Origin of the sequence: Peribacillus sp. Bi96 (assembly GCF_918698115.1) — a bacterium.
In the GTDB taxonomy this organism is placed as follows: Bacteria; Bacillota; Bacilli; order Bacillales; family DSM-1321; genus Peribacillus.
Genome location: NZ_CAKKLV010000049.1, coordinates 1 through 13,495, shown reverse-complemented (window position 1 = coordinate 13,495; position 13,495 = coordinate 1). Strand labels below are relative to the sequence as shown.

General features: G+C 40.6%; 13 protein-coding genes, 1 tRNA gene, 3 rRNA genes, 1 other RNA gene and 1 other annotated feature. Of the genes, 14 read left to right on the top strand and 4 right to left on the bottom strand.

Annotation, left to right across the window (positions count from 1 at the left end):
- Together LQ203_RS26790 and rrf are read left to right on the top strand one after the other, a co-directional pair.
- A 23S ribosomal RNA gene (locus tag LQ203_RS26790) occupies positions 1-127 on the top strand; the annotation flags it as partial.
- 64 nt (positions 128-191) lie between these two features.
- A 5S ribosomal RNA gene (gene rrf / locus LQ203_RS26785) occupies positions 192-307 on the top strand.
- Positions 308-391: 84 nt separating this feature from the next.
- Here rrf and LQ203_RS26780 read toward each other — a convergent pair.
- The gene (locus LQ203_RS26780) at positions 392-1,357 is read right to left on the bottom strand and encodes a YaaC family protein (RefSeq protein ID WP_230162901.1); all 966 of its coding nucleotides are present in this window, start codon (positions 1,355-1,357) and stop codon (positions 392-394) included.
- A gap of 112 nt (positions 1,358-1,469) precedes the next feature.
- Between LQ203_RS26780 and guaB the strand changes: the two genes are divergently transcribed.
- From guaB to LQ203_RS26760, 4 genes are all read left to right on the top strand, one after another.
- On the top strand, positions 1,470-2,933 hold the full coding sequence (gene guaB, locus LQ203_RS26775) for an IMP dehydrogenase (RefSeq protein WP_230162899.1): 1,464 nt from the start codon (positions 1,470-1,472) through the stop codon (positions 2,931-2,933).
- A 173-nt stretch (positions 2,934-3,106) separates the two neighbouring features.
- Positions 3,107-4,426, top strand: coding sequence for a D-alanyl-D-alanine carboxypeptidase family protein (locus LQ203_RS26770; RefSeq protein ID WP_230162897.1), 1,320 nt, complete (start codon positions 3,107-3,109; stop codon positions 4,424-4,426).
- A 67-nt stretch (positions 4,427-4,493) separates the two neighbouring features.
- Positions 4,494-4,719: a binding site (T-box leader), on the top strand.
- Between the two features lie 63 nt (positions 4,720-4,782).
- Positions 4,783-6,060, top strand: coding sequence for a serine--tRNA ligase (gene serS / locus LQ203_RS26765; RefSeq protein ID WP_230162895.1), 1,278 nt, complete (start codon positions 4,783-4,785; stop codon positions 6,058-6,060).
- Between the two features lie 134 nt (positions 6,061-6,194).
- Positions 6,195-6,287: transfer RNA gene (locus LQ203_RS26760), tRNA-Ser, on the top strand.
- A 120-nt stretch (positions 6,288-6,407) separates the two neighbouring features.
- On the opposite strand, the gene LQ203_RS26755 is transcribed toward LQ203_RS26760, so the two are convergent.
- The 3 genes from LQ203_RS26755 to LQ203_RS26745 form a co-directional block, all read right to left on the bottom strand.
- Positions 6,408-7,079, bottom strand: coding sequence for a deoxynucleoside kinase (locus LQ203_RS26755; protein WP_230162892.1), 672 nt, complete (start codon positions 7,077-7,079; stop codon positions 6,408-6,410).
- On the bottom strand, positions 7,057-7,716 hold the full coding sequence (locus LQ203_RS26750; protein WP_230162890.1) for a deoxynucleoside kinase: 660 nt from the start codon (positions 7,714-7,716) through the stop codon (positions 7,057-7,059). Before LQ203_RS26750 ends, LQ203_RS26755 begins: the two co-directional genes overlap by 23 nt.
- Positions 7,717-7,894: 178 nt before the next feature.
- On the bottom strand, positions 7,895-8,440 hold the full coding sequence (locus LQ203_RS26745; RefSeq protein ID WP_230162888.1) for an isochorismatase family cysteine hydrolase: 546 nt from the start codon (positions 8,438-8,440) through the stop codon (positions 7,895-7,897).
- A gap of 140 nt (positions 8,441-8,580) precedes the next feature.
- Between LQ203_RS26745 and tadA the strand changes: the two genes are divergently transcribed.
- The 8 genes from tadA to LQ203_RS26705 form a co-directional block, all read left to right on the top strand.
- On the top strand, positions 8,581-9,087 hold the full coding sequence (tadA, locus tag LQ203_RS26740) for a tRNA adenosine(34) deaminase TadA (RefSeq protein ID WP_230162886.1): 507 nt from the start codon (positions 8,581-8,583) through the stop codon (positions 9,085-9,087).
- A gap of 151 nt (positions 9,088-9,238) precedes the next feature.
- Positions 9,239-9,503, top strand: an RNA gene (gene ffs, locus LQ203_RS26735) — signal recognition particle sRNA large type.
- A gap of 162 nt (positions 9,504-9,665) precedes the next feature.
- Positions 9,666-11,354, top strand: coding sequence for a DNA polymerase III subunit gamma/tau (gene dnaX / locus LQ203_RS26730; protein ID WP_230162884.1), 1,689 nt, complete (start codon positions 9,666-9,668; stop codon positions 11,352-11,354).
- 21 nt (positions 11,355-11,375) lie between these two features.
- A complete protein-coding gene (locus LQ203_RS26725) occupies positions 11,376-11,693 on the top strand; it encodes a YbaB/EbfC family nucleoid-associated protein (RefSeq protein ID WP_230162903.1) in 318 nt (105 codons plus the stop codon).
- Positions 11,694-11,754: 61 nt separating this feature from the next.
- A complete protein-coding gene (recR, locus tag LQ203_RS26720; protein WP_034316264.1) occupies positions 11,755-12,351 on the top strand; it encodes a recombination mediator RecR in 597 nt (198 codons plus the stop codon).
- Between the two features lie 19 nt (positions 12,352-12,370).
- The gene (locus tag LQ203_RS26715) at positions 12,371-12,589 is read left to right on the top strand and encodes a YaaL family protein (protein WP_230162882.1); all 219 of its coding nucleotides are present in this window, start codon (positions 12,371-12,373) and stop codon (positions 12,587-12,589) included.
- Between the two features lie 110 nt (positions 12,590-12,699).
- Positions 12,700-12,963, top strand: coding sequence for a pro-sigmaK processing inhibitor BofA family protein (locus LQ203_RS26710; RefSeq protein ID WP_230162880.1), 264 nt, complete (start codon positions 12,700-12,702; stop codon positions 12,961-12,963).
- A gap of 330 nt (positions 12,964-13,293) precedes the next feature.
- Positions 13,294-13,495 (top strand): 16S ribosomal RNA (locus tag LQ203_RS26705); the annotation flags it as partial.

Below are 13,495 nucleotides of genomic sequence, written 5' to 3'. Positions count from 1 at the left end.
TCAAGATGAGATTTCCCATGGCGCAAGCTAGTAAGATCCCTGAAAGATGATCAGGTTGATAGGTCAGAGGTGGAAGCGTGGCGACATGTGGAGCTGACTGATACTAATAGATCGAGGACTTAACCAACGCTTTTTGAAAAATGAAATACCTTCTTATTATCTAGTTTTGAAGGAACAACGTTCCTGATATGTTTGGTGACGATAGCGAAGAGGTCACACCCGTTCCCATTCCGAACACGGCAGTTAAGCTCTTCAGCGCCGATGGTAGTTGGGGGTTTCCCCCTGTGAGAGTAGGACGCCGCCAAGCCATTTTAAAGATCAGCCATCCGGCTGGTCTTTTTTCGTTGTTCCAGGATAGGGACGATCCATTCGCCATTTTTAGTTAAAACAATCAAAAGTTAAACCTTTCTGACTTAATCCATTCAAATATTAGGAATGGCACCTTAGCTTGGCTTATTTTAAGGAATTGGACTATGCAGGGGTAATCATCGTTAGGCATGGTTTTCATCAGCTCTGCCCACCATTCTGTTTCATAACGGGCTATTATGCTTAGGTTATAAGATATCAAATAATGTATCAAAAGTTCAGGTAAGGAAAATGCCGAAGAGTCTTTATTAAGAGATAGCATGAAATGTCCTTCTGCCAAGTTATACTTTATTGGGGAAGATGCATTATGAATGAGACCATCATCCGTTTTTAAGTGCAGTGTCCCAGGAGCTTCAGTGATGCGATAAATCTGTTTCGTTTTAGATGACAAAAATTCCTCCAATCGACTGCCAGACATTTGATAGCTATCCAATATGGCTAAGGGTAATTGAAAACCGTTCGAAGAGGGCAATAGGGTGACGAAGTTTTTCCGGGAAATAGTCCATGAATGGCTCTGCATATCTGGAATTTCCTTTAAAAGTGTCCCCATCGAATATTTTTCACCTTCCAGATGCTTGATATGGAACAATTTCTCGGCAATGCAGGTGAACAGTCCGTGCTTTTGCGTTTTCACCTCGTCTTTTAAAAACTCGTATTGTTGTTTTTTTCTTTTTCTTGTAGTTACCCCATGGGCAAGTAACGAAGTGGATTCAGGATAGTTAGGATCAATCGTGAGCAGGCAGGCCTTTAACAATTGAGCAAACCCATAAAAGGAGAGGATCGGTTGTATGGAAAGTGGAGCTATGGCTGCCTGATTATAATAAGTTTGTGCATGTTCAAGATGGTAAATAAACGGATAACAATTTTCGTAACTTTTTATTTCCGCATCTGCTATTTTTTCGTGCGTGTAACATTTTTGCAAAAAAAGTTGTGAGGAAGATGCGGAAAAAAGTGGTGTATATTTATCGAAATTATCATTGTTTTCAGGCATTGCAGCCACACCTCTGAATTAATAGAATAATCAAACATTTATTTCTCTTCTTGACAGTAGTATGTCCAATTGATAACCTACAAATAATATTTTTAAGCAGGAGGGGAAAATAATGTGGGAAAATAAATTTGCAAAAGAAGGTTTAACCTTTGATGATGTCCTATTAATTCCAGCGAAATCAGAGGTTTTGCCGAAAGATGTTAACCTTCAAGTCAACTTAGCCGAAAATTTAAAGCTCAACCTTCCTATCATCAGTGCAGGAATGGATACCGTAACGGAGGCTGAGATGGCAATTGCCATGGCCCGCCAAGGCGGATTAGGTATTATTCATAAAAATATGTCCATTGAAGCACAAGCTGAACTGGTCGATAAAGTAAAACGTTCAGAAAGCGGTGTTATTACCGATCCATTTTTCTTGACTCCAGATCATCAAGTATTTGATGCAGAGCATTTAATGGGCAAATACCGCATTTCAGGTGTTCCTGTAGTCAACAATATAGAGGATCAAAAACTTGTGGGTATCATTACTAACCGTGATTTGCGATTTATTTCCGATTTCTCCTTGAAGATTTCCAGTGTCATGACTGTAGAAAATCTGGTAACAGCGCCAGTAGGCACTAATTTGGAACAAGCAGAGAAAATTCTTCAAAAATATAAAATCGAAAAGCTTCCCCTTGTAGATGATAATGGCGTTCTTAAAGGGCTTATTACGATCAAGGATATTGAGAAGGTCATTGAGTTCCCGAATTCGGCGAAAGATAAACAAGGAAGATTGCTTGCCGGTGCCGCTGTCGGTGTGACTAAAGATACATTGAAGCGTGTAGAAATGCTTGTTAAGTCCCATGTGGATGCGATTGTACTTGATACAGCTCACGGACATTCAGCGGGCGTCCTGGATGTTGTAAAAGAGATTCGCGAGACATATCCTGAATTAACGATCATTGCTGGAAACGTTGCAACGGCTGAAGGAACGAAAGCATTGATTGAAGCCGGTGCTGACGTAGTGAAAGTGGGAATCGGACCTGGATCAATCTGTACGACAAGGGTTGTTGCTGGTGTAGGTGTCCCTCAGATCACAGCAGTCTTCGATTGTGCAACAGAAGCAAGAAAATATGGAAAAACGATTATCGCTGATGGGGGAATTAAATACTCTGGTGATATCGTAAAAGCTTTAGCTGCTGGCGGACATGCAGTAATGCTTGGCAGTATGCTTGCCGGTGTAACTGAAAGCCCAGGTGAAACGGAGATATTCCAAGGACGCCGTTTTAAAGTATATCGGGGTATGGGTTCTGTTGCAGCCATGGAAAAAGGATCTAAAGACCGTTACTTCCAAGAAGATAACAAGAAATTCGTTCCAGAAGGCATTGAGGGTCGCCTGCCATATAAGGGTCCTCTTTCAGATACCATCTTCCAACTGATTGGTGGCATTCGTTCAGGTATGGGATATTGCGGTACAGCTACATTGGAAGAATTGAGAGAAAACTCTCAATTTGTCAAAATGACTGGTGCAGGATTAAGAGAGAGTCATCCACATGATGTCCAAATTACAAAAGAAGCACCGAACTATTCTTTGTAATAAAATTAACATATAATCGTCATTAAAATTTATTGTAAAAATAGACAGAGTCAACGATGACTCTGTCTATTTTTTTTATTTTTTCTGTGATAAACTAGACAAGGTGTCAAGGGAATTAGATAAAGTTTCTTCTTTGTTATAGGGATTAGCTTAAAAGTTGGAGGTATTGGAAATTGAAAAAAATCAGCAAGATTACCCTAATTTTCACTTTTGTTTTTGCTCTTGTTATGTCGCAATTTGCCTATCAACCGGGGGAAGCCTTTGCTGAATCTGATAATTTAGGTTTAAAAGCAGAGGCAGCCATCATTATAGATGGTAAAACAGGACAAATCGTGTATGAAAAAAATGCCGATAAAGTATTAGGGATTGCATCCATGTCAAAAATGATGACCGAGTACATCATCATGGAGTCAATTGAAAATGGGAAAATCAGTTGGGATCAAAAAGTTAAAATAAATAAGTATGTGCATGATCTTTCGAAAGCACCTAATTTGTCGAATGTTGGTTTGACGGAAGGTGAAGATTATACAGTTAAGGAACTTTATCAAGCTATGGCTGTTTATTCAGGTAATGCAGCGACAGTAGCATTAGCACAGCTGGTTTCTGGCAGTGAAAAGAATTTTGTTAAATTGATGAATGAAAAAGCAAAAAAATTAGGCTTGAAAAACCATAAATTCGTTAATGCCAGCGGTTTGAATAACACCGATTTATTAGGGCAGTATCCTACTGGCAGAGAAGATGAAGAAAATGTCATGACAGCAAAAGATACCGCTCTTCTTGCGTATCGTCTAATTAACGATTATCCGGAAGTATTGAAAATCGCCAGTATTTCCAAATTGAAGTTCCGTGATGGAAAAGAATATCCGAACTTCAACTGGATGTTGCCTGGCCTGATATTTGAATATAAAGGCGTGGATGGACTAAAAACAGGATCTACTGATTATGCAGGTTATGGCCATACAGGGACCGTTATCCGGGATGGTCAACGCTATATAACGGTTGTAATGAAGTCCACTAATAAAAATGAACGATTTGCAGATAGCACTAAGCTGATGAATTATGCTTATGCAACGTTTAAAAAAGAAAAAGTCCTCCCAGCTAATTACCAAGTGAAAGGGGAAGAAACCCTTTCGGTAATAAAAGGTAAGGAAAAGAACGTTAAGATTCAATCTGAAAAAGCGGTCGAGCTACTTGTTGAAAATGGTGAGAAAGATAACTATAAAACAGACTTAGTGATCGATAAAAACAAGTTGAACAAAGATGGTAAGTTGACTGCACCGATCAAAAAAGGCGAAAAGCTTGGTTACATCACAGTCACTCCTAAAAAAGGCGAAAGTTACGGATACATTAACGGAGAACCAGTGAAAGTTAGCGTCGTAGCTGCTGAATCTGTTGAAAAGGCAAACTGGTTCGTATTGTCAATGCGTGCAGTTGGCGGATTCTTTGGGGATGTATGGAGCAGTGTAGCTTCTACTGTAAAAGGCTGGTTCTAAGTTTCGTGTATAAAACGGTTGCGAAATGTATAAAATTATAGTACATTATGGAAAACAATGTGATTATAAGAAAGCAATGACAGGATATAGTAGCAAGTATTTCTTTCTATAGAGAGCCGGTGGCTGGTGGAAATCGGTGTGAGAGTATTGTGAATCCCTCCTGGAGCAGAGTATGGAACGCCTTATTGGGTCAGTAATTACTTTCGGTTAAAAGCCGTTATCGTGATAAGTGGTAGGCGTTTTTCATATGCCTTCAACTAGGGTGGCAACGCGGGTTAACTCTCGTCCCTTCTTCAGGGGACGGGAGTTTTTTGCGTTCTTTGATATATCATTAAAATATTGAGGAGGAATTTAACATGTTGGATTTAAAATATGTCCGAAATAATTTTGAAGAAGTGAAACGCGTACTGCAATTTAGAGGAGAAGATTTAACTGATTTAGGTAAGTTCGAGGAGTTGGATGTGAAGCGTCGAACTTTGATTGCCGATACGGAAAAATTGAAAAGCAAAAGAAATGAAGTTTCACAGCAAGTAGCCGTACTAAAGCGGGAGAAAAAAGATGCTGATCAGTTAATTGCTGAAATGCGTGAAGTTGGTGACCGAATCAAAGGATTTGATGATGAGCTTCGTGATGTGGAGGCCAAGTTAGAAACGTTAATGCTTTCCATTCCTAATATTCCGCATGAAAGTGTGCCGGTGGGTGAAACGGAAGACGATAATGTTGAAATCCGTAAATGGGGCGAATTGCCGGAATTCAGGTTTGAACCGAAGCCGCATTGGGATGTAGCTGGAGATCTAGGCATCCTTGATTTTGAACGGGCAGCAAAAGTGACAGGCAGCCGATTTGTATTTTATAGAGGTCTTGGTGCTCGATTAGAGCGTGCTTTAATTAGCTTCATGCTTGATCTTCATGTTGAAGAACATGGATATGAAGAAATGCTGCCTCCATATATGGTGAACCGTGCAAGCATGACTGGTACGGGTCAATTGCCAAAGTTCGAAGAGGATGCCTTCCGAATTGAAAGTGAAGATTACTTCTTGATTCCTACTGCAGAAGTGCCCGTGACAAATTACCATCGTGATGAAATCATGAGTATGGACGATCTGCCAATAAGCTATGCGGCATACAGCGCTTCTTTCCGTTCAGAGGCAGGGTCTGCTGGTCGTGATACCCGCGGGTTAATTCGTCAGCACCAGTTCAATAAGGTTGAACTAGTGAAGTTCGTGAAGCCTGAAGATTCTTATGCGGAATTGGAAAACCTTACAGGTCATGCCGAAAAGGTCCTTCAATTGTTAGGACTTCCATATCGAGTACTAAGTATGTGTACGGGTGATCTTGGTTTCACTGCCGCTAAAAAGTATGATCTTGAGGTTTGGATTCCGAGTTATGGAACGTATCGCGAAATTTCTTCTTGCAGTAACTTTGAAGGATTCCAGGCTAGACGGGCCAATATCCGCTTCCGACGTGATGCAAAAGGAAAACCGGAACATGTCCATACTTTAAATGGATCAGGTTTGGCAATCGGCCGTACAGTCGCCGCTCTTCTTGAAAATTATCAGCAGGAAGATGGCAGTGTGATCATTCCTGAAGTATTACGACCATATATGCGTGGTGTGGAAGTCATTAAACCGTAAGTTAAGGAAAGGAATCGGCCTCTTTAAAAGGGGCTGATTCTCCTTTTTATCTAAGCTTAAAAATTATTTTAAAAAAACGTTCTAGAGTGCTTGACTTTGATTTTAATTCCATGTATTATAATAAATGTTGATACGGAGGTATACCCAAGTTCGGCTGAAGGGATCGGTCTTGAAAACCGACAGGGGAGTCAAATCCCGCGGGGGTTCGAATCCCTCTACCTCCTCCATAACTTATTAATAACCACAGCGCATAAATTGGATATCGATGAATCCCGTTACAGAAATGTAACGGGATTTTTGTTTTCTAATATACTAAAAACCACCGGGTTACCGGTGGTTTTTCTGTTTTACATATTTCGTAACAATTTAGTTTGCTCCATATATTCAGCAATCCGTTTTATAAGAGGTTCGATACTTGCCTCATCTTGCATAAGGTCATATTCATTTATATTTAATCGAAGGACAGGACATGCATTGAATTGATCGATCCATTCTTCATAACGGCCGTGCATTTCCTGCCAATATTCAATTGGGGTATGCTGTTCCATTGGACGGCCTCGTTCTTGGATACGATCGATAATATCGTCCAGTGAGCCTTCAAGATAGATAAGTAAATTAGGGTGCGGGAAGTAGGGCGTCATTACCATGGCGTTGAAAAGACTAGTGTATGTTTCATAGTCCACTTCGTTCATTGTCCCTTTTTCATAATGCATCTTTGCAAATATTCCAGTATCTTCATAAATGGAACGGTCTTGGATGAAACCTCCCCCGTATTCAAAGATTTTCTTTTGCTCTTTAAAACGTTCAGCGAGGAAATAGATTTGCAGGTGGAAACTCCAACGATTAAAATCATCGTAAAACTTATCCAGGTAGGGGTTCGTATCAACCTTTTCAAAGGATGTCCTGAATTGAAGGGCATCGGCTAATGCATTGGTCATGGTCGACTTTCCTACGCCAACCGTCCCTGCTATCGTAATGACGGCGTTGTTTGGAATATTATATTTCTTTCGTAAGTTCATTTGACTTTACTCCTTTTTGCAGGGCATTCTCTATTTGGCTAATTATCGTTTTCAAATCATCCTTATTCCCGACGAAATCCAGTTCATCTCCGTTAAATGTAAGAACAGGAATATCAGGGTGTTGTCTCTCAAACGTTTCCATGAATGTCTGATAATCCGCCGATAACTGCTCTAAATAAATGGAGGATATATTTTTTTCGACTTCACGCCCTCTTTTGCCGATTCGTGACAGAAGTGTATCAAGACTTGCATGCAAGTAAATCACCATATTAGGCTTTGGCATATCCCGTGTCAAAATATTGAATATTTCAAGGTATTTGTCGTATTGTCTGTTTTTCAGCGTTCGCTCAGCAAATATCAAGTTCTTGAATATATGGTAATCAGCCACCACGGCTTTGTCATTCGTTAGATGTTTTATTTCGATATCTTCCAATTGTTTATATCGGTTACATAGAAAAAACATTTCTGTTTGAAAGCTCCACTCATCAATATTGTCGTAGAATTTTCCGAGAAATGGATTTTCATCTACAATTTCCTTCAATAATGATATTTGAAAATGATCCGCGATAACTTTTGCCAGTGATGTTTTTCCCACGCCGATTGGTCCTTCGACAGTGATAAATGGGGTGGATTTCATCCTAACTGTCCTCCTTCAATGAGGTATCAAGGCGAAATTCCCAATTTATTAGGTTTTTCAGCCAAGAGATATTGTATCACAGACTTGGGACTTAAGTGATATTTTTGTCAGGTTGATAATGAAGGAGAATGAAAGAGTGTTTTACGAGGAGATATGTTGCCTAGTTCGGCTGAGTACCTTATATGTCCCCGCTTTTTTTAATGGAAGCCTTGAGAACATGGTTCATCATCTTTAATGCATAATGATTATCTTCCTTTGATGCTGAAGCGATGCAATCCTCAGGTATCCATAATTCATATTCTCGCATATAAGCGTCATTAGCCGTGAAAAGTACACAGATGTTTCCAGCTATGCCGGTAATGATTAAGGTTTCCACGTTCAATCGTTTGAGTAGTGTATTGAGTGCTGTCCCATAAAACGCAGAATGCTTAGGCTTGATGAGAAAAAACTCGTCTTGCTGCGGTTTTATCCTTTCGATCAATCGGGCATTTCCTTCGTTTTTACAGGTGTCGATTATTTTATCGAAGTCAGCTTGCCATAAATCATAATGGTCATTGATATAAATGATCGGAAAACCTTTTTCTTTCATTTGTTTTTTTAAATTCAAAATCGGCTCGATGATAAGCATGGTATGTTCAAGGAGCATATCACCGTGTTTGAATTCGAAATCGTTGATCATATCAATGATAAGCAAGGCAAAGGAAGGCGATTTAGGTCGATTCATGTTATATCCTCCTTTTATTGTGAGAATTTACTTGCAGCTGGTATGCCGCTTGCGTTACTATTCATTAGAATAAGTAGTATGACCTTTATTTTGTTCTATATTTGTCTGTTTACTCCTACTTAATATGAGGGGGCTTTTTTATGAAGGATGATGTTTATTACATGAATTTAGCCTTAAAGGAAGCCAAAAAGGCGCAGATGTTAAATGAAGTGCCGATTGGCGCCTTAATCGTAATAGATGATAAAGTTATTTCGACAGGGCACAACTTGAGGGAAACGGAACAGAATGCAATTGCACATGCTGAGCTGCTTGCGATCAATGAGGCCTGCCGTGCTACTGGAAGTTGGCGTCTTGAGGATGCAACGTTATATGTCACATTGGAACCTTGTCCGATGTGTGCGGGTGCTATTCTGCAATCCAGGGTAAGGCGGGTTGTTTTTGGAGCGTTTGATCCAAAGGCAGGTTGCGCAGGGACATTTATGGATTTACTTCAAGATGAACGCTTCAACCATCAATGTGAAGTAACAAGCGGTGTATTGGGGGAAGAGTGCGGTGGGATATTGACTTCTTTTTTTAAAGAGCTTAGGGATCGAAAGAAGACTTTGAAAAGAGAGAAAGCACTAAAGCGTATTGAAGAAAATAAATAAAAGTAAATAATGATCGTTGAACGCGCAGCTTTTCTTCTGTTGAAAAATATTGAAACCATTCTGTTCAATGAACAACACTTGCGTTTTTTTTGTTACCTTAGTATAATGAATTATGCGTCGGTAAGACGCTATGAATTTGGTATTACATTTGCCGTGCTAGACGGGGAGGTAGCGGTGCCCTGTACTCGCAATCCGCTCTAGCGAGGTTGAATCCCTTCTCGAGGTTAGCATTCTGTAGGGCCTGCCTTAAGTAAGTGGTGTTGACGCCCGGGTCCTGCGCAATGGGACTCCATGAACCATGTCAGGTCCGGAAGGAAGCAGCATTAAGTGGAAGTTCTCATGTGCCGCAGGGTTGCCTGGGCCGAGCTAACTGCTTAAGTAACGCTTATGGTTGCTAATCGACAGAAGGTGCACGGCAGTTATTTTACATAATCAAAAAACTCATTCGTTTCGGGTGGGTTTTTTTTTATGGCGTTTCGAAAAGAATGAGGCAATTAATGAATTTTATTTTTAGACTTTGAAATTAATGAAATCAGTAATGTATAATAAACAGGATGGAGAAAAAAGGAGGGATTTCCGTGGGGTATCAAGCATTATACCGGGTATGGCGGCCGCAACAATTCATTGATGTAGTTGGGCAGGAACATGTAACGAAAACGTTGCAGAATGCCCTGGTCGGACAAAAGGTTTCGCATGCCTATTTATTTTCCGGTCCACGTGGGACAGGGAAAACGAGTGCTGCCAAAATTCTGGCTAAAGCCGTGAATTGTGAGCATGCCCCTACGAGTGAGCCTTGTAACGAATGTGCTACCTGCCGCGGAATCACTGATGGCTCCATATCAGATGTTATAGAAATTGATGCAGCATCAAATAATGGTGTCGAGGAAATCCGTGACATTCGTGATAAGGTCAAATATGCACCGAACGCGGTTACATATAAAGTTTATATCATTGATGAGGTACATATGCTTTCACAAGGAGCTTTCAATGCCCTATTAAAGACATTGGAAGAACCTCCAAAGCACGTTATTTTTATATTGGCGACGACGGAACCTCATAAGATTCCACTAACGATCATTTCCCGCTGCCAAAGGTTTGATTTTAAAAGGATTCAACCGCAAGATATAGTCGGCAGGATGTCACAAATTGTCGCAGAAACGGGAGTTTCTTGTGACGAACAAGCCCTACATATCATAGCGAGAGCGGCCGAAGGTGGAATGCGTGATGCACTAAGTCTGCTTGATCAAGCTATTTCCTTCAGTGCGGAGACTGTTTCTGTGGAAGATGCATTGACTGTCACTGGTTCTGTTTCGCAAGCATTTTTAAGCCGGTTGGCAAAAGCTATATATGATAAAGAAGTGGCAGTGGCACTTGAAGTCCTTGAAGAATTACTAGCCATGGGTAAAGACCCGGCTAGGTTTATAGAAGACATGATTTATTATTTCCGCGATATGCTTTTGTTTCAAACGGCACCAGCCCTTGCAGAGTCCTTTGAGCGTGTATTGATAGATCCGCAATTTAAAGAATTGGCAGAAGTGATCTCTTCTGAATCCATTTATTCCATTATTGAGAGTTTCAATCAAACACAGCAGGATATGAAGTGGACAAATCATCCAAGAATTTTTCTTGAGGTGGCACTTGTGAAGCTATGTAATGAGCAAAGGCCAACTCAAATGGATAATGGGCAGCTTCAGCAGTTGCAGTTGAAAATAGAGGATTTAGAGAAGAAGTTACTGGAAATGCAGAAAAATGGCATCCCGGCGGCTATAACAGAAAAACCTGCTGAACAGGCGAAAGCACAGAGGGCCATTAAAAAAGCGTATAAAGCACCTGCAGGAAAGATCAATCAAGTTTTGAAACAAGCTACAAAACCGGATCTTCATGCTGTGAAAAGTAAGTGGGGGGAAATCCTTGAACAGTTAGGACTGCAAAACCAAAAGTCATTGGCAGCTTTATTAACGGAGGCAGAACCTGTTGCTGCGTCAACGGAAGCTTTTGTGGTAAAATTCAAATATGATATTCATTGTCAAATGGCAATGGAAAATAACCGTTTCGTGGAAGTGATTGCCTCGATCATGCAACAATTGACAGGGCATCGAATGGAGATAGCCGGTGTTCCGGATAGTCAGTGGCAAGGGTTGCGGGAGGACTTCATTTCAACACAGCAATTCGACGGTCCAGAAGAAACGGATTCAAAAGAGGAAGACCCCTTTATAGCGGAGGCTAGAAAATTAGTCGGCGATGATTTACTTGAAATTAAAGAATAATTGGAGGTAAGGAAAATGGGTATGCGTGGCGGTAATATGCAAAACATGATGAAACAAATGCAAAAGATGCAAAAGAAGATGGCAGAGGCACAAGAAGAATTAGGAGAAAAAAAGATTGAAGGCACTGCCGGCGGTGGAATGGTAACGGTTTTCGTGACAGGCCATAAAGAAATAGTTGATGTAATCATTAAACCTGAAGTTGTCGATCCTGATGATATCGATATGCTTCAAGATTTAGTGCTGGCTGCAACTAACGATGCTTTGAAAAAGGCAGAAGAACTGACAAACCAAACGATGGGACAATTCACTAAAGGAATGAACCTTCCGGGTATGTTTTAAGCAAGTTCCAAAAGAAACTTCCTTTTTGGAGGTTTCTTTTGGAGTTTATAGGAGGAATTTGATGCATTATCCAGAACCAATTTCCAAGCTCATTGATAGTTTTATGAAATTGCCGGGGATTGGGCCTAAAACGGCTGCGCGATTAGCCTTTCATGTGCTAAGCATGAAGGAAGATACTGTTTTGGATTTTGCAAAAGCACTTGTGAATGCAAAGCGGAATCTTATGTATTGTTCAGTCTGTGGTCATATTACGGATCAAGACCCCTGTTATATCTGTGAAGATCAAAAGAGAGACAGAAGTCTGATTTGTGTGGTTCAGGACCCGAAAGATGTAATAGCCATGGAGAAGATGAGAGAGTTCAATGGTTTATACCATGTACTGCATGGCAGTATTTCACCGATGGATGGAATCGGGCCGGAAGATATAAATATTCCTGATTTATTGAAGCGCCTGCAAGATGAAACAGTGCTGGAGGTCATTTTGGCGACTAATCCTAACATTGAAGGTGAAGCAACGGCCATGTATATTTCGCGGTTGCTCAGACCATCAGGGATTAAAGTGACTCGAATTGCCCACGGACTTCCAGTTGGCGGAGATTTGGAGTATGCCGATGAAGTGACGCTATCAAAAGCAATAGAAGGAAGAAGAGAAATATAGATAGCTGGGAGGACTTCACTTGTTCTTTCGTAAAAAAAAGAGGCTCCGAAATGAATTCAATGAGTCATTAATCGAAGAGCTTGAACATTTGAAATGGAATTGGCACAATCAAAAATCATTACTTGAAAAAAGCGTGGATCCATCTGAGGAAGTAATCACTCAAACAAGACTGGCGGAAGTGAAATACTTCTATTTATTCAGGGAAGTTAAAAGAAGGAACGTCCGTATAAAAAGATGATAAGGAGATGACTATGAAGGAATGGACTTCATAGTCATTTTTTTGTTTGGGTTCTTAATCCAACCATCCCTTCATATAAGTGTAGTACAAGCTTGCGGGGAGGAATGAGTTTGGAACCTGTTGTCTTTGTTGCTGTAATTGGCGGCCTGATCTTAATGTTACTCATTATCGGGACGCCCCTAAGACCCGTCCGGTTCATAGGGCAGGGGATTATAAAAATCATTATCGGTGCAGCCTTTTTGTTCTTTTTGAATACACTTGGGAATCAAGCTGGCATTCATGTACCTATTAATCCGGTTACTTCAGCGGTCGCCGGTCTGCTTGGAATTCCAGGAGTTGCAGCGTTGGCAGCCATTGGTTATTGGATCGTTTAAAGGGCTTAAACCTCATGGATATCTCCTTGAGGTTTTTATCCATGTTATAGTTGATTAATGTTTTTAAAAAAACTTGATTAAACTATTGACGAAAGCTAATCAAGCTGATAATATATTAGGAGTCGCCAATAACGACGGAATAAACTCCCAGTCAAAAAAACAATGTGAAATAAAACATTGACATTAGAATGGGTAAATGATAAGATAATAAAGTCGCTTACGAGATAAACGACAAAAATTGCTCTTTGAAAACTGAACAAAACAAAGCGCCAACGTTAAATTTTAAGTGAGCACACACTATCAAAAAAGCAAATGAGCAAGTCAAACATTTCTTCGGAGAGTTTGATCCTGGCTCAGGACGAACGCTGGCGGCGTGCCTAATACATGCAAGTCGAGCGAATCGATGGGAGCTTGCTCCCTGAGATTAGCGGCGGACGGGTGAGTAACACGTGGGCAACCTGCCTATAAGACTGGGATAACTTCGGGAAACCGGAGCTAATACCGGATACGTTCTTTTCTCGCATGAGAGAAG

Coding starts and splice junctions, on each gene's coding strand:
- LQ203_RS26780 (WP_230162901.1), bottom strand. CDS start 1,357: ATGCCTGAAAACAATGATAATTTCGATAAATATACACCACTTTTTTCC.
- guaB (WP_230162899.1), top strand. CDS start 1,470: ATGTGGGAAAATAAATTTGCAAAAGAAGGTTTAACCTTTGATGATGTC.
- serS (WP_230162895.1), top strand. CDS start 4,783: ATGTTGGATTTAAAATATGTCCGAAATAATTTTGAAGAAGTGAAACGC.
- LQ203_RS26755 (WP_230162892.1), bottom strand. CDS start 7,079: ATGAACTTACGAAAGAAATATAATATTCCAAACAACGCCGTCATTACG.
- LQ203_RS26750 (WP_230162890.1), bottom strand. CDS start 7,716: ATGAAATCCACCCCATTTATCACTGTCGAAGGACCAATCGGCGTGGGA.
- LQ203_RS26745 (WP_230162888.1), bottom strand. CDS start 8,440: ATGAATCGACCTAAATCGCCTTCCTTTGCCTTGCTTATCATTGATATG.
- tadA (WP_230162886.1), top strand. CDS start 8,581: ATGAAGGATGATGTTTATTACATGAATTTAGCCTTAAAGGAAGCCAAA.
- LQ203_RS26725 (WP_230162903.1), top strand. CDS start 11,376: ATGCGTGGCGGTAATATGCAAAACATGATGAAACAAATGCAAAAGATG.
- recR (WP_034316264.1), top strand. CDS start 11,755: ATGCATTATCCAGAACCAATTTCCAAGCTCATTGATAGTTTTATGAAA.